The sequence below is a fragment of the Pantoea sp. SGAir0184 genome (assembly GCF_043544755.1).
This window is the reverse complement of the sequence record NZ_CP028050.1, coordinates 3943342-3963287: the sequence shown is the minus strand read 5'-3', so window position 1 is coordinate 3963287 and position 19946 is coordinate 3943342. Positions and strand designations below refer to the sequence as shown.

Sequence of the window (19946 nt, the reverse complement as noted above, 5' to 3'; positions counted from 1 at the left end):
GCTGATGGGGTGATGATGAATCTTAACCGCCCGACTGCCGGGCGGTTTTTCTATCCGTCGCTTGAAGACGGAATGGGGAGCAAACATGTTTGATATCGGTGTAAACCTGACCAGCACGCAATTCGCAAAAGATCGCGATCAGGTGGTAAAACGCGCGCGCGAAGCAGGCGTCACCGGCCTGTTAATCACCGGCACCAATGCCCTGGAGAGCCAGCAGGCGCGTCAGCTGGCGACCCGGCATGCGGGCTACTGCTGGTCGACCGCCGGCGTGCACCCGCATCATGCCAGCGAGTGGTCAGCGGAAACCGCCAGTACGCTGCGCCGCCTGGCTGACAGCGAGCAGGTAGTGGCGATTGGTGAATGCGGACTCGACTTCAACCGGAACCTTTCCGCGCACGAGCAGCAGGAGTACGCGTTTGATGCGCAGCTCCAGCTGGCGGCGGAACTGCAGCTGCCGGTGTTTTTACACTGTCGTGAGGCGCATGAACGTTTTCTGGCGGTGCTGCAGCCGTGGCTGCCGAAACTGGTGGGCGCGGTGGTGCACTGTTTTACCGGCACGCGTGACGAGCTGGAAGCCTGCCTGGCGCTGGGTTTATCGGTGGGCATTACCGGCTGGGTGTGCGATGAACGGCGCGGAATGGCACTGCGTGACATGCTGCCGCTGATTCCGGCAGATCGTCTGCTGCTGGAGACGGACGCGCCCTATCTGCTGCCGCGCGATATGCGTCCGCGTCCGACCTCGCGCCGTAACGAACCCTGCTTTCTGCCGCATATCGTTCAGCAGGTGGCGCACTGGCGTGGTGAACAGCCAGACGCACTGGCGGCACGCGTCGACCACAACGCACGTCAGCTATTCAGGCTGGCTTAAATCTTACGGAACTGCTTGTTGTCCACGCTGCGCATCACCTGTTTATTCAGCAGGTTAAGCAGCAGGATTGAGCGGGTTTCACCATCGGGCTCGGCAAAAATAGCGCGCAGCCCTTCAAAGGTGCCGTCGGTGATCAGCACTTCATCACCGACCTGCGGCGTTTCCGGATCCAGCAGGATCTGCGGCGCATCGGTTTGCAGCGCTTCGATCACTTCATACGGCACCGTCGCGGGCATGGCACCAAAGCGCACAAAGTGGCTGACGCCGCGCGTGCTGCTGATGGTGGTGGTGTGAATCGCTTCCGGATCGAATTCGATAAACAGATAGTTGGGAAACAGCGGCTCACTCACGGTGGTGCGTTTGCCGCGCACAATCTTCTCCAGAGCGATCATCGGGCTGAGGCAATTCACCTCCTGCCGCTCAAGATGCTCCTTCGCGCGCAACAGCTGACCACGTTTGCAATAGAGTAAGTACCAGGATTCCATAACTGCTCCCAAATAATGGACGCTAAGAATAACAAACCTGTTGTCAGAGTTATAGCGCATCGGCGGCCGGAAACCCGGTCACACAAGAAAAATCTCTACGAATTATCCGATTGGTGCGGCGAACTAACGCTTTTCAGCAAGAAAATTGACGTCTGGCGATCATCTGTATCAGACTGCCAACCCATTAGACGAAGAAAAAGGACGGGCTGATGGAACTGTTTTTACTGAGCAATGGCAAAGTGGCCGACGATGCGCCGCTGCTGAGCTATGCGCATCCGCAGCTGCACGCGATGATTGCCCAGCGCGGCATCACCTCGGCGGTGCTGGTGCCCTACGCCATTATTCGTGACGATCACGCCCAGCGTGCGCAGGCGTTGTCTCAGTCACTGGGCATTCCGGTGCGCACGGTACACGAGTTCGAGACACCGGTTGCGGCCATTGAGCAGGCGGAGCTGATTCTGGTGAGCGGCGGCAATACCTGGCTGCTGAACCAGATGCTGCACGAGCAGGGGCTGATCGTGGCGATTCAGCGCGCAGTGCGCGAGCGCGACGTCCCTTACGTTGGCTGGAGCGCGGGCTGCAACGTGGCGACGCCGTCGATTCGCACCACCAATGATATGCCGGTACGCAGCAGCGTGGTGCTGCCTGCGCTGGGGCTGTTCCCGGTGCAAATCAATCCTCACTATCTTGATGCGCACGTCAGCGGCCATATGGGCGAAACCCGTGATGAGCGTCTGGCCGAGTTCTGCGCGGTGAATCCGCAGGAGTCGGTGATTGCGCTGCGTGAAGCCAGCTTCCTGCACGTCAGTGAGAACCGTCTGCGCTACTACAGCGCGCGCGGTGAAGATTTCAAAGTGTTCCGTCACGGTGAAGCGATTGCCGCTTATCACGATGTGCTGGCCCTGCAGTCGCTGGTGCCGTTTTCCTGTCAGCCCGCCTGACGCAGAAACTCAAACACGCTGGCGTGAACAAACTTATAATGACGCTTCACTCTGGCCGGAAGACTAACGCCGCATGAAATATCAGGATTTACGAGACTTTCTCGCGCTGCTGGAACAGCGGGGCGAGTTAAAGCGCATCACTCAGGAGATCGATCCTGTCCTCGAGATGACCGAAATCGCCGACCGCACGCTGCGGGCCGGTGGCCCGGCGCTGCTGTTCGAAAACCCGAAGGGCTACAGCATGCCGGTGCTATGCAACCTGTTTGGCACGCCGAAGCGCGTAGCCATGGGTATGGGCCAGGAAGAGGTCAGCGCGCTGCGCGAGGTGGGTAAGCTGCTGGCGTTTCTGAAAGAGCCGGAGCCGCCTAAGGGGTTCCGCGATCTGTTCGATAAGATGCCGCAGTTCAAACAGGTGCTGAACATGCCGACCAAACGGCTGCGTAATGCGCCGTGTCAGGAAGAGATTTTCAGCGGTGACGAGGTCGACCTGGCACGCATCCCGGTCATGAAATGCTGGCCGGGCGATGCGGCCCCACTGATCACCTGGGGTTTAACCGTCTCGCGTGGACCGCATAAAGAGCGGCAGAATCTCGGCATTTATCGTCAGCAGGTGATTGGTAAAAACCGTGTGATCATGCGCTGGCTGTCGCATCGCGGTGGCGCGCTGGATTTCCAGGAGTGGTGCAAAGCGCATCCCGGTGAACGCTTCCCGGTGGCGGTAGCGCTGGGCGCCGATCCGGCCACCATTCTTGGTGCGGTGACGCCGGTGCCGGATACGCTATCGGAATATGCGTTTGCCGGTCTGCTGCGCGGCAACAAAACCGAGGTGGTGAAGTGCGTCTCGAACGATCTGGAAGTGCCGGCCAGCGCCGAAATCGTGCTGGAAGGCTACATCGAACCGGGTGACATGGCGCCGGAAGGGCCGTACGGCGATCACACCGGCTACTACAATGAAGTAGACAGCTTCCCGGTATTTACCGTGACGCACGTGACCCAGCGGCGCAACCCGATTTACCACTCCACCTATACCGGCCGTCCGCCGGATGAGCCCGCGGTACTGGGCGTGGCGCTGAACGAAGTGCTGGTGCCGATTCTGATCAAACAGTTTCCGGAGATTGTGGATTTCTATCTGCCGCCGGAAGGCTGCTCTTATCGCCTCGCGGTAGTGACGATTAAAAAACAGTATGCCGGTCACGCCAAGCGCGTGATGTTCGGCGTGTGGTCGTTCCTGCGCCAGTTTATGTACACCAAGTTTGTGATTGTGTGTGACGATGACGTCAACGCGCGTGACTGGAACGACGTGATTTGGGCCATCACCACGCGGATGGATCCGGCGCGCGATACGGTACTGGTAGAAAACACGCCAATTGACTATCTCGACTTCGCTTCGCCGGTTTCCGGACTTGGCTCGAAGATGGGACTGGATGCCACCAACAAGTGGCCGGGTGAAACCCAGCGTGAATGGGGGACGCCGATTGTGAAAGATCCTGCGGTTACGGCGCGTATTGATGCAATCTGGGATGAGTTAGCGATCTTTGCCGAGCCGCCGCAGCGCTGATGGCGGCTGAGAACCATAAAAAAGGGCACCTATGACGACGTTAAGCTGCAAAGTGACTTCGGTTGAAGCAATTACGGACACGGTTTACCGCGTGCGGTTAATTCCGGCGGCGGATTTTAGCTTCCGCGCCGGCCAGTATCTGATGGTGGTGATGGATGAGCGCGACAAGCGCCCGTTTTCGCTGGCATCGACGCCAATGGAAAAGGACATCATTGAGCTGCACATTGGTGCCTCAGAGCTGAACCTGTACGCCATGGCGGTGATGGATCGCATCAAAAATGATCGGCAGATCACCGTAGATATGCCACACGGCGACGCCTGGCTGCGTGAAGACAGCGCGCGGCCGATTGTGCTGATTGCCGGCGGCACTGGCTTCTCCTATGCGCGTTCGATTTTGCTGACCGCGCTGGCGCAGCAGCCGGATCGCGATATCGCTATCTACTGGGGCGGCCGCGAGCTGAGACATCTGTACGATCTGGATGAGCTCAATGCGCTGGCGGTGAAGCATCCGAACCTGAAAGTGATTCCGGTGGTGGAGCAGCCAGCGGAGGACTGGCAGGGGCGCAGCGGCACGGTGCTGACCGCGGTGATGCAGGACTATGCCAGCCTGAGTGGACACGACATCTACATTGCCGGCCGGTTTGAGATGGCAAAAATTGCCCGCGAGCGCTTCTGTGCCGAACGTGGTGCGTTAGAAGCGCAGATGTATGGCGATGCGTTTGCCTTTATCTGATGCGTGACACGGTGCGCATGTACGTGCCGCTGCAAAAAAAAGCCCGCCCGGTTGGGCGGGAACACGTGCAAGTGTAGTGGTCAACGTATTAAACCCGTTCGAATACCGTCGCGATGCCCTGGCCTAAGCCAATGCACATGGTTGCCAGACCAAACTGTGCATCGCGACGCTCCATCAGATTCAGCAACGTCGTGCTGATACGCGCGCCGGAACATCCCAGCGGATGCCCGAGTGCGATTGCGCCGCCGTTAAGGTTCACTTTCTCATCCAGCTGCTCCAGCAGCCCTAAATCTTTCAGGCACGGCAGCGTCTGCGCGGCGAAGGCTTCATTGAGCTCGAACAGATCGATATCCTGCACGCTCAGCCCGGCGCGCTTCAGCGCCAGCTTACTGGCCGGTACCGGGCCGTAACCCATGATCGACGGATCGCAGCCAACCACCGCCATGCTGCGGATGCGTGCGCGCGGCGACAGCCCCAGTTCGCGCGCGCGGCTTTCGCTCATGATCAGCATGGCGGCCGCGCCGTCGGACAGCGCCGACGAACTGCCGGCGGTAACCGTGCCGTTGACCGGATCGAACGCCGGACGCAGCGCGGCTAAGCCTTCAAGACTGGTGTCCTCGCGAATTACTTCATCACTGTCATAGCGTTTCAGCACGCCATCGGCATCGTGGCCATAGGTCGGGACGATTTCGCGTTTGAAATCACCGCGCTGAGTGGCGGCCGCAGCGCGCTGGTGTGAACGCAGCGCGAAGGCATCCTGCTGTTCACGGCTGATGTGGTGCATGCGCGCCAGCATCTCGGCGGTCAGCCCCATCATGCCCGCCGCTTTCGCCACGGTGCGCCCCAGGCCGGGATGAAAATCAACGCCGTGGTTCATCGGTACGTGGCCCATATGTTCCACGCCGCCAATAATACAGCTGTGGGCATCGCCGACCATAATCGCGCGCGCCGCATCGTGCAGCGCCTGCATGGACGAGCCGCACAGGCGATTGACGGTGCTGGCCGGCACGCGATGCGGGATCTCCGCCAGCAGCGCGGCGTTGCGGGCGATATTAAAGCCCTGTTCCAGCGTCTGCTGCACGCAGCCCCAGATAATGTCATCCAGCGCGGCGGCATCGACGGCCGGATTGCGGCTGAGGAGTTCGCGCATCAGATGGGCGGAGAGATCCTCGGCGCGCACCTGGCGAAAGGCGCCGCCTTTGGAACGGCCCATCGGCGTGCGCACGGCATCAACAATCACTACGTTTTCCATGTTCATTACCTCAGGCAGTTTGCAGCGCCGCTGCGTCAATCGGTTGAGCGACGGGATACCAGCTCTGATGCTGGTGGGCTTTCTGAACCAGCAGCTCAGGCAGCGCGTACAGCGGGCCGAGCGCGAGGTAGCGTTTAGCCTGATCGACGACATTGCTGATGCCCAGCGTGTCCATATAGCGGAACGCGCCACCGCGGAACGGCGGGAAGCCTAAGCCATACACCAGCGCCATATCCGCCTCGGCGGGGGAAGCGATGATGTTTTCTTCGAGGCAGCGCACCACTTCGTTGAGCATCGGCAGCATCATGCGGTTGGCGATCTCTTCATCGCTGAATACTCGCTTCGGTTCACATACCGGCTCCAGCAGCGCATCGACCTCTACATCGGCGCGCTTCTGCGCTTTGCCTTTTTTATCCTGTTCCCAGCGGTAAAAGCCCTGGCCATTTTTCTGGCCGTAGCGTTTGGCTTCAAACAGCACATCAATGGCATCGCGGTAATCTTTCTGCATCCGCGACGGGAAGCCCTGCGCCATCACCTGTTGCGCATGATGCGCGGTATCAATACCCACCACGTCCAGCAGCCACGCCGGCCCCATTGGCCAGCCAAACTGCTTCTCCATCACTTTATCGATCTGGCGGAAGTCCGCGCCGTCGCGCAGTAGCAGGCTGAAGGCGGCAAAGTAGGGGAACAGCACGCGGTTCACAAAGAAGCCGGGACAGTCATTCACCACAATCGGCGTTTTGCCCATCTTGCTGGCCCACGCCACCACTTTGCTGATGGTGGCTTCAGAAGTTTGCGCACCGCGAATCACTTCGACCAGCGGCATACGCGGCACCGGATTGAAGAAGTGCATGCCGCAGAAATTTTGCGGACGCTGCAGCGCCTGCGCCAGCTGGCTGATTGGAATGGTGGAGGTATTCGAGGCCAGCACGGCATCATCCCGCAGCTGCTGCTCGGTTTCAGCCAGCACTTTGGCTTTGATTTGCGGGTTCTCGACCACCGCTTCGACCACCACATCGGCGCGATCAAAGCCGCTATAATCCAGCGTCGGCTGAATGCTCGCCAGCACGCTCGCCAGCCTGGTACCGTCAATTTTGCCGCGCTCCAGCTGCTTGTTAAGCAGCTTGCTGGCTTCATTCATGCCCAGCGTCAGCGCCTGCGGATTAATGTCTTTCATCTTCACCGGCACGCCTTTCCAGGCCGACTGCCAGGCGATCCCGCCGCCCATGATGCCTGCGCCCAGTACCGCCGCCTGCTCTGGCGTGCCGGCCGCGCTGCTGTGTTTCTTCGCCAGGCCTTTTACGTACTGGTCATTAAGGAAGATGCCGACCAGCGCGCGTGCCACATCGCTCTGCGCCAGCGGCACAAAGGCAGCGGTTTCCAGCTTCAGCGCATCATCACGACCTAAGCCCGCTGCCGCTTCGATGGTTCGCACCGCGGCGATCGGCGCTGGATAGTGTTTACCGGCGGTTTGCTGCACCATGCTTTTGGCGAGGGTAAAACTCATCGCGGCTTCAATCGGACTGAGCTTAAGCGGTGCCAGCTTCGGCGCACGACGCGCCTGCCAGCTTCCCTGGGCTATGGCATCCTGCAGCATGGTCAGCGCCGCGCTGCGCAGCTTCTCGCTGCTGACCACCGCATCCACCAGACCGAGCTTCAGCGCGCCCGGGCCATCAATATCTTTGCCGGCGGCGATGATCTCCAGCGCGCTGTCGGCACCGAGCAGGCGCGGCAGACGCACGCTGCCGCCGAAGCCCGGCATAATGCCAAGTTTGGTTTCCGGCAGGCCAATGCGCGCGGTGGGCGTGGCCACGCGGAAGTCGGTCGCCAGCACACACTCGCAGCCTCCGCCCAGTGCGTAGCCGTCAATGGCGGCGATGGTCGGCACCGGCAAATCTTCCAGACGATTAAAGATGCTGTTGGCGAATGTCAGCCACTGGCTGAGCTGCTCAGCGGGCGCATCAAACAGCGACAGGAATTCTGTGATATCCGCCCCGACAATAAACGCCGGTTTGGCGGAAGAGAGCAGCAGGCCGCGCAGCGTGCTTTGCTGCTCCAGTACGCTCAGCGCCTCGCCTAAGGCGGCGACAGTTTTGGTATCAAGTTTGTTCACCGAACCGGGCGCATCAAAAACCAGCTCGGCGATGCCATCGTCAAGCCAGTGCACTGAAAGGGTATCGCCTTGGTAGAGCATGTCCGTCTCCTGAAACGCGAAAGATGATCTGGTCATACCAGATGATCAGGAGTGTGGGTGTCATGTTAATTTTTTGCAAACGAGAGTTTGCTTATTTGATACGGCGATCACAGCGCGCGCAGCACGGCATCCCCCGCGCGGCTGTGCTACACTGCCGCCACTTTCGCGACATCGGAGACAAGTCCATGGATTCACTGAAAACCCTGTATCACGCGCATATCTCAACGCTGCAGCAGCGTGCGCAACAGGTGCTGGCGCGCTTTAAGCTGGACGCCATGCTGATTCATTCAGGCGAGTTGCTGACCGTATTTCTTGACGATCATGACTATCCGTTTAAGGTGAATCCCCAGTTTAAAGCCTGGGTGCCAGTGACCCAGGTGCCCAACTGCTGGCTGTGGATCGATGGCGTGAATAAACCCAAACTGTGGTTCTACTCGCCAGTCGATTACTGGCACAACGTCGAGCCACTGCCGGACAGCTTCTGGACCCAGGATGTCGAGGTCATCGGCCTGAAAAACGCTGACGATATCGCTCAGCTGTTGCCGGCACAGCGCGACAATGTGGCCTATATCGGGCCGGTACCGTCCCGCGCCACCCAGCTGGGCATCCGCAGCGAGGGGATCAATCCCCAGGGCGTCATCGACTTCCTGCATTATCATCGCAGCATCAAAACCGATTACGAGCTGGCCTGTATGCGCGAAGCGCAGAAGCTGGCGGTGGCAGGCCATCGCGCAGCGAAAGAGGCGTTCTTCTCCGGCATGAGCGAGTTTGATATCAATCTTGCCTATCTGACCGCCACCGGCCACCGTGACATTGATGTACCGTATGGCAATATCATCGCGCTGAATGAACATGCTGCGGTGCTGCACTACACCCGGCTTGATCACCAGCCGCCGGCGAAACGTCACAGCTTCCTGATAGATGCCGGCGCAGAGTATCTTGGCTATGCGGCAGACCTGACGCGCAGTTACGCGGCGCAGAGCAAAACGCGCTACGCGGAAATGGTTGCTGCGATGAATAAAGAAGAGCTGGCGCTGATCGCTACGCTGAAAGCCGGCGTGCGCTATACCGATTACCATCTGCAAATGCATCAGCGCATCGCGCGTCTGCTGCTGAAGTTTGAACTGGTGCAGGGGCTGAGCGAAGAGACGCTGGTGGCGGAAAATCTCACCGGGCCGTTTATGCCGCACGGCCTCGGCCATCCGCTCGGCCTGCAGGTGCACGACGTTGCCGGGTTTATGCAGGACGACAGCGGCACGCATCTGGCGGCGCCATCGCAGTATCCTTATCTGCGCTGTACGCGGGTGCTGCAGCCGGGCATGGTGCTGACCATTGAACCGGGCTTCTATATTATCGATTCACTGCTGGCGCCGCTGCGCAGCGGTAAGTTCAGTCAGCACTTTGACTGGCAGGCGATTGATGCCCTGAAGCCGTACGGGGGCATTCGTATCGAGGATAATGTGGTGATTCACGCCAGCCGCATCGAAAACATGACGCGTGACTTGCATCTGGCCTGATGGACGCTTACGACATTCCCGCTGAGGCCGTCAGTCTCAGCGAGGAGACCATCAAAAAGAGCCGCTTTATTACCCTGCTGGCGCATACCGATGGGGTGGCCGCTGCGCGCGCCTTTGTGCAGCAGGTAAAGCACGAACACCCGACCGCGCGGCATCACTGCTGGGCCTGGGTGGCGGGCGCGCCCGATGATTCACAACAGCTGGGGTTTTCTGACGATGGCGAACCCTCCGGCACGGCCGGTAAGCCGATGCTGGCGCAGCTGATGGGCAGCGGCGTGGGCGAGATCACCGCCGTGGTGGTGCGCTATTATGGCGGTATCATGCTGGGCACCGGCGGGCTGGTGAAAGCCTACGGTGGCGGCGTGCAGCAGGGGCTGAAGCTGCTGGCGCGCCAGCGCAAAGTGCTGATGCAATGTTTCACCCTGCAGTGTGACTATGCGCAACTGAGCGATATAGAGCGCCTGCTGCAGCGTTTTGAGGGTAGCATTGAACAGAGCCATTATCAGGATCGCATTACGCTACGTCTGGCGTTGCCCCATCCGCAGATTGATGGCTTCAGGCAAAACCTTTCTGATTACAGCCGGGGCGCTTTGGCGCTGATCCCGCTGGACAACTAACCGCATCTGTTTAAAGGAAACGGCTGAATGCATTTTCGCGCCATTACCCGCATCGTGGGCCTGCTGGTGATTCTGTTCTCGGTAACCATGATCCTGCCTGGCTTAGTGGCCCTGATTTATCGCGACGGTGCCGGGCGCGCGTTCAGTCAGACGTTTATGATGGCGATTGTCATCGGTTCGCTGCTGTGGTGGCCCAACCGCAAACAAAAAAGTGAGCTGAAACCGCGTGAAGGCTTTCTGATTGTAGTGCTGTTCTGGACCGTGCTGGGCAGCGTGGGGGCAATGCCGTTTATCTTCGCCGAGCAGCCACATCTGTCGGTGACCGACGCCTTCTTCGAATCCTTCTCTGGCTTAACCACCACCGGTGCCACCACGTTAGTAGGGCTCGACTCGCTGCCCAAAGCGATTCTGTTCTATCGTCAGATGCTGCAGTGGCTCGGCGGTATGGGGATCATCGTGCTGGCGGTGGCCATTCTGCCGATTCTCGGCGTCGGCGGTATGCAGCTGTACCGCGCCGAGATGCCGGGACCGCTGAAAGATAACAAAATGCGCCCGCGCATTGCCGAAACGGCGAAAACCCTGTGGCTGATTTATGTGCTGCTAACGGTGGCCTGTGCGCTGGCGCTGTGGCTGGCGGGCATGCCGATGTTTGATGCCATCGGTCACAGCTTCTCGACCATCGCCATCGGCGGTTTTTCTACCCATGATGCCAGCATCGGCTACTTCAATAGCCCGACCATTAATACCATCGTGGCGATTTTCCTGCTGATCTCCGGCTGTAACTACGGCCTGCACTTCTCATTGCTCAGCGGGCGAAACCTGAAAGTCTACTGGCGCGACCCGGAATTCCGCATGTTCATTGGCGTGCAGCTGACGCTGGTGCTGATTTGTACCCTGGTGCTGTGGTTCCATAATGTCTATTCCAGCGGCTGGCAAACCCTCAATCAGGCGTTTTTCCAGGTGGTATCGATGGCGACGACGGCGGGCTTTACCACCGACAGTATTGCGCGCTGGCCGCTGTTCCTGCCGGTGCTGCTGCTGTGTTCAGCCTTTATCGGCGGTATGGCGGGTTCGACCGGCGGTGGCCTGAAGGTGATTCGCATTCTGCTGCTGTGCAAGCAGGGGTCGCGCGAACTGAAACGCCTGGTGCATCCCAATGCGGTCTATACCATTAAGCTGGGCAACCGTGCGCTGCCGGAACGTATTCTCGAAGCGGTGTGGGGCTTTTTCTCGGCTTACGCGCTGGTGTTTCTGGTCAGCATGCTGGCGATTATCGCCACCGGTGTGGATGACTTCTCGGCCTTCGCCGCGGTGGCGGCAACGCTGAACAACCTTGGCCCGGGGCTGGGTGTGGTGGCAGATAACTTCACGTCGATGAATGATGTCGCCAAGTGGATTTTAATCTCCACCATGCTGTTTGGACGCCTTGAAGTGTTCACGCTGCTGGTGCTGTTCACGCCCACCTTCTGGCGCGAATAATAAAACAGGAATGAGTGATGAAAGCGTTAATTCTTTATTCCAGCCGTGACGGGCAAACCCGTGAAATCGCGGCGCGTATTGCCCGCACGCTGACACCGCAGCAGTTGTGTGATGTGCTGGATCTGGCGCAGGCACCGCAGGTGGAGTGGGCACAGTATGATCGCGTGCTGATTGGCGCCTCGATTCGCTATGGTCACTTCCAGCCCGAGCTGATGAAATTCGTCACGCAACATAAGGCGGCACTGCAGCAGCGCGTCAGCGGCTTTTTCAGCGTCAATCTTACTGCGCGCAAAGCTGATAAGTGCACGCCGGAAACCAATGCCTATACGCGTAAGTTCCTGGCGCAGTCACCGTGGCAACCGGATCGCTGTGCGGTGTTTGCCGGTGCGCTGCGCTATCCACGCTATCGCTGGTTCGATCGCATCATGATTCAGTTCATTATGCGTATGACCGGCGGCGAAACGGATACATCGAAGGAAGTTGAATACACCGACTGGGAGAAAGTCACGCGTTTTGCCCAGGATTTCGCACAGTTACCAGGCAAATTGCCGCAAAATAACGCGTAGTGGTGAAATTTAGGCCGAACGATCATTTTTTTGCAATAAACCCTTGTCAGCCAGAATTAACTCCCTATAATGCGCCACCACTGAGACGGCAAAGCGGCAACGCAGACGGCTCAGCAGGGCGTGAAGCGATTCACCCCGCCGGAGAAAAACGCTGAAAAAAGTGTTTGACTCTGAAGGAGGAAAGCGTAATATACGCCACCTCGCGACAGCAGGCCGAACGCCGCGTCGCACCGCTCTTTAACAATTTATCAGACAATCTGTGTGGGCACTCGCAGGATTGATATCACAAGCCTACGGGCTTTAAAAAATATCAAGTCTTTGCTGAGTGAACACGTAATTCATTACGAAGTTTAATTCACAGAGCATCGCTGCACTCGTTGCAGCAAATCAAACTTTAAATTGAAGAGTTTGATCATGGCTCAGATTGAACGCTGGCGGCAGGCCTAACACATGCAAGTCGAACGGCAGCACAGAAGAGCTTGCTCTTTGGGTGGCGAGTGGCGGACGGGTGAGTAATGTCTGGGAAACTGCCCGATGGAGGGGGATAACTACTGGAAACGGTAGCTAATACCGCATAACGTCGCGAGACCAAAGTGGGGGACCTTCGGGCCTCACACCATCGGATGTGCCCAGATGGGATTAGCTAGTAGGTGGGGTAATGGCTCACCTAGGCGACGATCCCTAGCTGGTCTGAGAGGATGACCAGCCACACTGGAACTGAGACACGGTCCAGACTCCTACGGGAGGCAGCAGTGGGGAATATTGCACAATGGGCGCAAGCCTGATGCAGCCATGCCGCGTGTATGAAGAAGGCCTTCGGGTTGTAAAGTACTTTCAGCGGGGAGGAAGGCGGTGAGGTTAATAACCTCGCCGATTGACGTTACCCGCAGAAGAAGCACCGGCTAACTCCGTGCCAGCAGCCGCGGTAATACGGAGGGTGCAAGCGTTAATCGGAATTACTGGGCGTAAAGCGCACGCAGGCGGTCTGTTAAGTCAGATGTGAAATCCCCGGGCTTAACCTGGGAACTGCATTTGAAACTGGCAGGCTTGAGTCTCGTAGAGGGGGGTAGAATTCCAGGTGTAGCGGTGAAATGCGTAGAGATCTGGAGGAATACCGGTGGCGAAGGCGGCCCCCTGGACGAAGACTGACGCTCAGGTGCGAAAGCGTGGGGAGCAAACAGGATTAGATACCCTGGTAGTCCACGCCGTAAACGATGTCGACTTGGAGGTTGTGCCCTTGAGGCGTGGCTTCCGGAGCTAACGCGTTAAGTCGACCGCCTGGGGAGTACGGCCGCAAGGTTAAAACTCAAATGAATTGACGGGGGCCCGCACAAGCGGTGGAGCATGTGGTTTAATTCGATGCAACGCGAAGAACCTTACCTGGCCTTGACATCCAGAGAACTTAGCAGAGATGCTTTGGTGCCTTCGGGAACTCTGAGACAGGTGCTGCATGGCTGTCGTCAGCTCGTGTTGTGAAATGTTGGGTTAAGTCCCGCAACGAGCGCAACCCTTATCCTTTGTTGCCAGCGGTTCGGCCGGGAACTCAAAGGAGACTGCCGGTGATAAACCGGAGGAAGGTGGGGATGACGTCAAGTCATCATGGCCCTTACGGCCAGGGCTACACACGTGCTACAATGGCGCATACAAAGAGAAGCGACCTCGCGAGAGCAAGCGGACCTCATAAAGTGCGTCGTAGTCCGGATTGGAGTCTGCAACTCGACTCCATGAAGTCGGAATCGCTAGTAATCGTAGATCAGAATGCTACGGTGAATACGTTCCCGGGCCTTGTACACACCGCCCGTCACACCATGGGAGTGGGTTGCAAAAGAAGTAGGTAGCTTAACCTTCGGGAGGGCGCTTACCACTTTGTGATTCATGACTGGGGTGAAGTCGTAACAAGGTAACCGTAGGGGAACCTGCGGTTGGATCACCTCCTTACCTGAAGATACCTTCCCGCGAAGTGCTCACACAGATTGTCTGATAGAAAAGTAACGAGCAGGACGGCTGCGAAGTCGTGACACTTTGTGTCCCCTTCGTCTAGCGGTTAGGACTCCGCCCTTTCACGGCGGCAACAGGGGTTCGAATCCCCTAGGGGACGCCACTGCTTGGTGACAGGTGAAAGGTGTCTCCACAGAATATCTCAAAACTGACGGTAACGTCGTGTTTGAGATATTGCTCTTTAACAATCCGGAACAAGCTGAAAATTTGAAACGACGCGTCGTATTCATTCTCCGTAATAAGAATGAAATTTACGATGCGTTCGGGTCTCTCAAATGCTTACAACAGACAGCGTTGCAAAACGCCTGTGGGTTGTGAGGTTAAGCGACTAAGCGTACACGGTGGATGCCCTGGCAGTCAGAGGCGATGAAGGACGTGCTAATCTGCGAAAAGCGACGGTAAGGTGATATGAACCGCTACAGCCGTCGATGTCCGAATGGGGAAACCCAATGCACTTGTGCATTATCGTTAACTGAATACATAGGTTAACGAGGCGAACCGGGGGAACTGAAACATCTAAGTACCCCGAGGAAAAGAAATCAACCGAGATTCCCCAGTAGCGGCGAGCGAACGGGGAGCAGCCCAGGACCTGAATCAGCTTGTGCATCAGTGGAAGCGTCTGGAAAGTCGCGCGATACCGGGTGACAGCCCCGTACACGAAGATGCATGAGCTGTGAGTCCGACGAGTAGGGCGGGACACGTGGTATCCTGTCTGAACATGGGGGGACCATCCTCCAAGGCTAAATACTCCTGACTGACCGATAGTGAACCAGTACCGTGAGGGAAAGGCGAAAAGAACCCCGGCGAGGGGAGTGAAACAGAACCTGAAACCGTGTACGTACAAGCAGTGGGAGCCTACTTGTTAGGTGACTGCGTACCTTTTGTATAATGGGTCAGCGACTTATATTCTGTAGCAAGGTTAACCGCATAGGGGAGCCGAAGGGAAACCGAGTCTTAATTGGGCGTTAAGTTGCAGGGTATAGACCCGAAACCCGGTGATCTAGCCATGGGCAGGTTGAAGGTTGGGTAACACTAACTGGAGGACCGAACCGACTAATGTTGAAAAATTAGCGGATGACTTGTGGCTGGGGGTGAAAGGCCAATCAAACCGGGAGATAGCTGGTTCTCCCCGAAAGCTATTTAGGTAGCGCCTCGTGAACTCATCCTCGGGGGTAGAGCACTGTTTCGGCTAGGGGGCCATCCCGGCTTACCAACCCGATGCAAACTGCGAATACCGAGGAATGTTATCACGGGAGACACACGGCGGGTGCTAACGTCCGTCGTGAAGAGGGAAACAACCCAGACCGCCAGCTAAGGTCCCAAAGTCATGGTTAAGTGGGAAACGATGTGGGAAGGCACAGACAGCCAGGATGTTGGCTTAGAAGCAGCCATCATTTAAAGAAAGCGTAATAGCTCACTGGTCGAGTCGGCCTGCGCGGAAGATGTAACGGGGCTAAACCATGCACCGAAGCTGCGGCAGCGACAATATGTGTTGTTGGGTAGGGGAGCGTTCTGTAAGCCGCTGAAGGTGTGCTGTGAGGCATGCTGGAGGTATCAGAAGTGCGAATGCTGACATAAGTAACGATAAAGCGGGTGAAAAGCCCGCTCGCCGGAAGACCAAGGGTTCCTGTCCAACGTTAATCGGGGCAGGGTGAGTCGACCCCTAAGGCGAGGCTGAAAAGCGTAGTCGATGGGAAACAGGTTAATATTCCTGTACTTGGTGTTACTGCGAAGGGGGGACGGAGAAGGCTAGGTTATCCGGGCGACGGTTGTCCCGGTTTAAGCGTGCAGGTGTGAAGACCAGGTAAATCCGGTCTTCTTTAACACTGAGGCGTGATGACGAGCCGCCACGGCGGTGAAGTAACTGATGCCCTGCTTCCAGGAAAAGCCTCTAAGCTCCAGGTAACACGAAATCGTACCCCAAACCGACACAGGTGGTCAGGTAGAGAATACCAAGGCGCTTGAGAGAACTCGGGTGAAGGAACTAGGCAAAATGGTGCCGTAACTTCGGGAGAAGGCACGCTGGCGCGTAGGTGAAGGGACTTGCTCCCGGAGCCGAGGCCAGTCGAAGATACCAGCTGGCTGCAACTGTTTATTAAAAACACAGCACTGTGCAAACACGAAAGTGGACGTATACGGTGTGACGCCTGCCCGGTGCCGGAAGGTTAATTGATGGGGTTATCCGCAAGGAGAAGCTCTTGATCGAAGCCCCGGTAAACGGCGGCCGTAACTATAACGGTCCTAAGGTAGCGAAATTCCTTGTCGGGTAAGTTCCGACCTGCACGAATGGCGTAATGATGGCCAGGCTGTCTCCACCCGAGACTCAGTGAAATTGAAATCGCTGTGAAGATGCAGTGTACCCGCGGCAAGACGGAAAGACCCCGTGAACCTTTACTATAGCTTGACACTGAACATTGAGCCTTGATGTGTAGGATAGGTGGGAGGCTTTGAAGCGTGGACGCCAGTCTGCGTGGAGCCAACCTTGAAATACCACCCTTTAATGTTTGATGTTCTAACGTAGGCCCGTAATCCGGGCTGCGGACAGTGTCTGGTGGGTAGTTTGACTGGGGCGGTCTCCTCCCAAAGCGTAACGGAGGAGCACGAAGGTTGGCTAATCCTGGTCGGACATCAGGAGGTTAGTGCAATGGCATAAGCCAGCTTGACTGCGAGAGTGACGGCTCGAGCAGGTGCGAAAGCAGGTCATAGTGATCCGGTGGTTCTGAATGGAAGGGCCATCGCTCAACGGATAAAAGGTACTCCGGGGATAACAGGCTGATACCGCCCAAGAGTTCATATCGACGGCGGTGTTTGGCACCTCGATGTCGGCTCATCACATCCTGGGGCTGAAGTAGGTCCCAAGGGTACGGCTGTTCGCCGTTTAAAGTGGTACGCGAGCTGGGTTTAGAACGTCGTGAGACAGTTCGGTCCCTATCTGCCGTGGGCGCTGGAGAATTGAGGGGGGTTGCTCCTAGTACGAGAGGACCGGAGTGAACGCACCGCTGGTGTTCGGGTTGTCATGCCAATGGCACTGCCCGGTAGCTAAGTGCGGAAGAGATAAGTGCTGAAAGCATCTAAGCACGAAACTTGCCCCGAGATGAGTTCTCCCTGACCCCTTGAGGGTCCTGAAGGGACGTTGAAGACGACGACGTTGATAGGCCGGGTGTGTAAGCGCAGCGATGCGTTGAGCTAACCGGTACTAATGACCCGTGAGGCTTAACCTTACAACGCCAGAGGCGTTTTGGTCCGAGAGACCGGAGAATTTTCAGCTTGTGACGGATAAAGAATCAGCTTTGTTCTGCGGACGCGAGTCCGGAGGATTTTGCGCTGAGGCGAGGCGGCAAGCGAAGGAAAGGAAGGAGCATACACGAGTATGTGACTGACTTTGCGAGCGCAGCCAACGCGGCATCAGTGCGAAAGACGCGGGACAGGGCACAAAGAATTTGCCTGGCGGCAACAGCGCGGTGGTCCCACCTGACCCCATGCCGAACTCAGAAGTGAAACGCCGTAGCGCCGATGGTAGTGTGGGGCCTCCCCATGCGAGAGTAGGGAACTGCCAGGCATCAAACCAGTGAAGAAGCCCCGGACGAAAGTCCGGGGCTTTTTTGCGCCCGTACTTCAGCAAATTTACCGCTAAAAACGCGAAAACTCCCCACTGTAAAACCGTGCAATCGGGTAAACTACCGCCAGATTAATCAGTAAAGGCCGTAACATGTCCAGCCCTCAGACTTCCCTGAAAGCGTTCAACACACTGGGTCTTGCAATCGCGGCTGAAAAGCTTGTTGTTGCGGATAGCGCAGAAGCCATTTCCTCTGCCTGGCACGCCAGCCAGCAAAATAATCAGCCGTTTATGGTGCTTGGCGAGGGCAGTAACGTCCTGTTCCTCGAAGATTTTGCCGGCTGCGTGGTGATTAACGCGATTAAAGGCATCACCCTGGAAGAGCACGACGAAGCCTGGCATCTGCACGTTGGTGCTGGCGAAAACTGGCATCAGTTGGTTGAGCACACTCTAAAGAAAGGCCTCACCGGGCTGGAAAATCTGGCGCTAATTCCAGGCGTGACGGGATCGGCACCCATCCAGAACATTGGCGCTTACGGTGTTGAATTTAAAGATATTTGCCAGTACGTCGAAGTGTTACACCTGCCGGATAGCACAGTCACGCGTCTGCACCGTGATGAGTGCCAGTTTGGCTATCGCGACAGCATCTTCAAACACGCGATGAAGCACGACTATGTGATTGTGGCCGTCGGTCTGCGTCTGGCCAAGCAGTGGAAACCGGTGCTGAGCTATGGCGATCTGGCGAAGCTCAATCCCGCTACCGTATGCGCGTGGGACGTATTCAATGCGGTGTGCCATATGCGGCAAAGTAAGCTGCCCGATCCGCGCATAACAGGCAATGTAGGCAGTTTCTTTAAAAACCCCCTGATTTCCACTCAGCAGGCAGAGGCATTGCTCACGCACTATCCTGCTATGCCGCACTATCCACAGCACAGTGGTGAGGTCAAGCTGGCCGCGGGCTGGCTGATCGATCAGTGTGCGTTGAAAGGCTATCGTCTTGGCGGCGCTGCGGTGCATCGGCAGCAGGCACTGGTACTGATCAATGAAGACAATGCCACACCGCAGGATATTGTCGCCCTGGCCCATCATGTGCGTCAGGAGGTGGGGAAAAAATTTGCCGTGTGGCTGGAGCCAGAAGTACGTTTCATTGGCGCGCAGGGCGAGCGTAACGCCGTCGAGGTGATTTCATGAAAGATCATAGCGTTCCATTAAAACTGGTCGCCCTGCTGGCCGATGGCGAATTTCACTCTGGTGAACAGCTGGGTGAAGCGCTCGGTATGAGCCGCGCTGCCGTGAATAAACATATTCAGACGCTGAAAAGCTGGGGTCTGGATGTCTACACCGTGACAGGGAAAGGCTACAGCCTGCCAGCGCCGATTCAGCTGCTGAATGAAGAGGCGATACTGGCGCATCTGCATCAGCCGGATCTGGCGGTGATTCCGGTTATTGACTCAACGAATCAGTATTTACTCGATCGCATGGACCAGCTGAACTCCGGTTATGCGTGCATCGCGGAATATCAACAGGCCGGGCGCGGCCGGCGCGGACGGAAATGGTTCTCGCCGTTTGGCGCCAATCTCTACATGTCCATGTACTGGCGACTGGAGCAGGGGCCAGCTGCGGCAATGGGCCTGAGTCTGGTGATTGGTATCGTGATGGCAGAGGTTATCCAGTCGCTGGGCGCGGCAGACGTTCGCGTTAAGTGGCCAAATGACCTCTATTTGCAGGATCGTAAACTGGCGGGTATTCTGGTTGAGCTCACCGGTAAAACCGGCGATGCGGCGCAAATTGTGATGGGCGCGGGGATCAACCTGGTGATGCGGGGCGAAGGCACGGCGGAAATCAATCAGGGTTGGATCAATCTGCAGGAAGCGGGCATCGAGATCAATCGTAACGAACTCGCCGCCAGGTTGATAAACCGTCTGCGTGAAGCTTTACCTCTATTTGAACGGGATGGGCTGGCGCCGTTTGTCGGCCGCTGGGAAGCGCTGGATAACTTTATCCATCGTCCGGTGAAACTGCTGATTGGCGATCGTGAAGTGCATGGCATTGCGCGCGGAATTGATAAGCAGGGCGGTTTATTGCTGGAACAGGATGGTGAGATTAAATCCTGGGTCGGTGGCGAGATCTCATTACGTCCCGCTAATTAACACAGTAAACAGTGACGCATTAAACGCCCTGA

13 protein-coding genes, 1 tRNA gene and 3 rRNA genes are annotated in these 19946 nt (G+C 57.2%); 14 read left to right on the top strand and 3 right to left on the bottom strand.

Features of this window, described 5'->3' with window-relative positions:
- The first annotated feature begins 85 nt into the window (after window positions 1-85).
- On the top strand, window positions 86-868 hold the full coding sequence (gene tatD, locus C1N60_RS18730; protein WP_058758125.1) for a 3'-5' ssDNA/RNA exonuclease TatD: 783 nt from the start codon (window positions 86-88) through the stop codon (window positions 866-868).
- On the opposite strand, the gene rfaH is transcribed toward tatD, so the two are convergent.
- On the bottom strand, window positions 865-1353 hold the full coding sequence (gene rfaH / locus C1N60_RS18725; protein WP_394521183.1) for a transcription/translation regulatory transformer protein RfaH: 489 nt from the start codon (window positions 1351-1353) through the stop codon (window positions 865-867). The two genes, tatD and rfaH, sit on opposite strands and share 4 nt — an antisense overlap.
- 209 nt (window positions 1354-1562) lie before the next feature.
- On the opposite strand from rfaH, the gene pepE reads away from it, so the two are divergent.
- The 3 genes from pepE to fre all read left to right on the top strand — a co-directional run bounded on the left by pepE (window position 1563) and on the right by fre (window position 4585).
- Window positions 1563-2294: a dipeptidase PepE gene (pepE, locus tag C1N60_RS18720; RefSeq protein WP_058758126.1), complete on the top strand. Its 732-nt coding sequence runs from the start codon at window positions 1563-1565 to the stop codon at window positions 2292-2294.
- Window positions 2295-2367: 73 nt separating this feature from the next.
- Window positions 2368-3852 (top strand): 4-hydroxy-3-polyprenylbenzoate decarboxylase, encoded by a 1485-nt coding sequence (ubiD, locus tag C1N60_RS18715; protein ID WP_021506941.1) that lies wholly within the window; start codon window positions 2368-2370, stop codon window positions 3850-3852.
- A gap of 31 nt (window positions 3853-3883) precedes the next feature.
- The gene (gene fre / locus C1N60_RS18710) at window positions 3884-4585 is read left to right on the top strand and encodes an NAD(P)H-flavin reductase (protein WP_021506940.1); all 702 of its coding nucleotides are present in this window, start codon (window positions 3884-3886) and stop codon (window positions 4583-4585) included.
- 88 nt (window positions 4586-4673) lie between these two features.
- Here fre and fadA read toward each other — a convergent pair whose 3' ends face one another.
- Both fadA and fadB read right to left on the bottom strand, forming a co-directional pair.
- Window positions 4674-5837 carry an acetyl-CoA C-acyltransferase FadA gene (fadA, locus tag C1N60_RS18705; protein WP_141497098.1) on the bottom strand — a complete coding sequence of 388 codons (1164 nt, stop codon included), beginning with the start codon at window positions 5835-5837 and terminating at the stop codon, window positions 4674-4676.
- A 10-nt stretch (window positions 5838-5847) separates the two neighbouring features.
- Window positions 5848-8031, bottom strand: a complete 2184-nt coding sequence (gene fadB, locus C1N60_RS18700) for a fatty acid oxidation complex subunit alpha FadB (protein ID WP_394521182.1) — start codon at window positions 8029-8031, stop codon at window positions 5848-5850.
- A gap of 185 nt (window positions 8032-8216) precedes the next feature.
- Here fadB and pepQ point away from each other — a divergent pair, with 185 nt between their 5' ends.
- The 10 genes from pepQ (at window position 8217) to birA (ending at window position 19914) form a co-directional block, all read left to right on the top strand.
- Complete coding sequence (gene pepQ, locus C1N60_RS18695) at window positions 8217-9548, top strand: Xaa-Pro dipeptidase (RefSeq protein ID WP_058758128.1); 1332 nt, start codon at window positions 8217-8219, stop codon at window positions 9546-9548.
- On the top strand, window positions 9548-10165 hold the full coding sequence (locus C1N60_RS18690) for an IMPACT family protein (protein ID WP_394521181.1): 618 nt from the start codon (window positions 9548-9550) through the stop codon (window positions 10163-10165). The genes pepQ and C1N60_RS18690 overlap by 1 nt, the downstream gene beginning before the upstream one ends.
- A gap of 27 nt (window positions 10166-10192) precedes the next feature.
- Window positions 10193-11644 carry a Trk system potassium transporter TrkH gene (trkH, locus tag C1N60_RS18685; protein WP_021506935.1) on the top strand — a complete coding sequence of 484 codons (1452 nt, stop codon included), beginning with the start codon at window positions 10193-10195 and terminating at the stop codon, window positions 11642-11644.
- 17 nt (window positions 11645-11661) lie between these two features.
- Window positions 11662-12210: a menaquinone-dependent protoporphyrinogen IX dehydrogenase gene (gene hemG / locus C1N60_RS18680; protein ID WP_058781596.1), complete on the top strand. Its 549-nt coding sequence runs from the start codon at window positions 11662-11664 to the stop codon at window positions 12208-12210.
- A gap of 396 nt (window positions 12211-12606) precedes the next feature.
- Window positions 12607-14148, top strand: a 16S ribosomal RNA gene (locus C1N60_RS18675).
- A gap of 88 nt (window positions 14149-14236) precedes the next feature.
- Window positions 14237-14311 (top strand) — tRNA-Glu (locus C1N60_RS18670).
- A gap of 215 nt (window positions 14312-14526) precedes the next feature.
- Window positions 14527-17429 (top strand): 23S ribosomal RNA (locus C1N60_RS18665).
- Window positions 17430-17651: 222 nt separating this feature from the next.
- Window positions 17652-17767 (top strand): 5S ribosomal RNA (gene rrf, locus C1N60_RS18660).
- Together the 16S, 23S and 5S rRNA genes with 1 tRNA gene alongside form the textbook arrangement of a ribosomal RNA operon.
- Window positions 17768-17917: 150 nt before the next feature.
- Window positions 17918-18955, top strand: a complete 1038-nt coding sequence (gene murB / locus C1N60_RS18655; RefSeq protein ID WP_238561272.1) for a UDP-N-acetylmuramate dehydrogenase — start codon at window positions 17918-17920, stop codon at window positions 18953-18955.
- A complete protein-coding gene (gene birA, locus C1N60_RS18650; protein ID WP_021508689.1) occupies window positions 18952-19914 on the top strand; it encodes a bifunctional biotin--[acetyl-CoA-carboxylase] ligase/biotin operon repressor BirA in 963 nt (320 codons plus the stop codon). The genes murB and birA overlap by 4 nt, the downstream gene beginning before the upstream one ends.
- Window positions 19915-19946: the final 32 nt, after the last annotated feature.

What these genes read in the sequence shown, in the direction of transcription:
- C1N60_RS18690 (WP_394521181.1), top strand. Translation starts at nt 9,548, where the DNA reads ATGGACGCTTACGACATTCCCGCTGAGGCCGTCAGTCTCAGCGAGGAG.
- birA (WP_021508689.1), top strand. Translation starts at nt 18,952, where the DNA reads ATGAAAGATCATAGCGTTCCATTAAAACTGGTCGCCCTGCTGGCCGAT.
- pepE (WP_058758126.1), top strand. Translation starts at nt 1,563, where the DNA reads ATGGAACTGTTTTTACTGAGCAATGGCAAAGTGGCCGACGATGCGCCG.
- fre (WP_021506940.1), top strand. Translation starts at nt 3,884, where the DNA reads ATGACGACGTTAAGCTGCAAAGTGACTTCGGTTGAAGCAATTACGGAC.
- trkH (WP_021506935.1), top strand. Translation starts at nt 10,193, where the DNA reads ATGCATTTTCGCGCCATTACCCGCATCGTGGGCCTGCTGGTGATTCTG.
- ubiD (WP_021506941.1), top strand. Translation starts at nt 2,368, where the DNA reads ATGAAATATCAGGATTTACGAGACTTTCTCGCGCTGCTGGAACAGCGG.
- hemG (WP_058781596.1), top strand. Translation starts at nt 11,662, where the DNA reads ATGAAAGCGTTAATTCTTTATTCCAGCCGTGACGGGCAAACCCGTGAA.
- pepQ (WP_058758128.1), top strand. Translation starts at nt 8,217, where the DNA reads ATGGATTCACTGAAAACCCTGTATCACGCGCATATCTCAACGCTGCAG.
- fadB (WP_394521182.1), bottom strand. Translation starts at nt 8,031, where the DNA reads ATGCTCTACCAAGGCGATACCCTTTCAGTGCACTGGCTTGACGATGGC.
- fadA (WP_141497098.1), bottom strand. Translation starts at nt 5,837, where the DNA reads ATGGAAAACGTAGTGATTGTTGATGCCGTGCGCACGCCGATGGGCCGT.
- tatD (WP_058758125.1), top strand. Translation starts at nt 86, where the DNA reads ATGTTTGATATCGGTGTAAACCTGACCAGCACGCAATTCGCAAAAGAT.
- rfaH (WP_394521183.1), bottom strand. Translation starts at nt 1,353, where the DNA reads ATGGAATCCTGGTACTTACTCTATTGCAAACGTGGTCAGCTGTTGCGC.
- murB (WP_238561272.1), top strand. Translation starts at nt 17,918, where the DNA reads ATGTCCAGCCCTCAGACTTCCCTGAAAGCGTTCAACACACTGGGTCTT.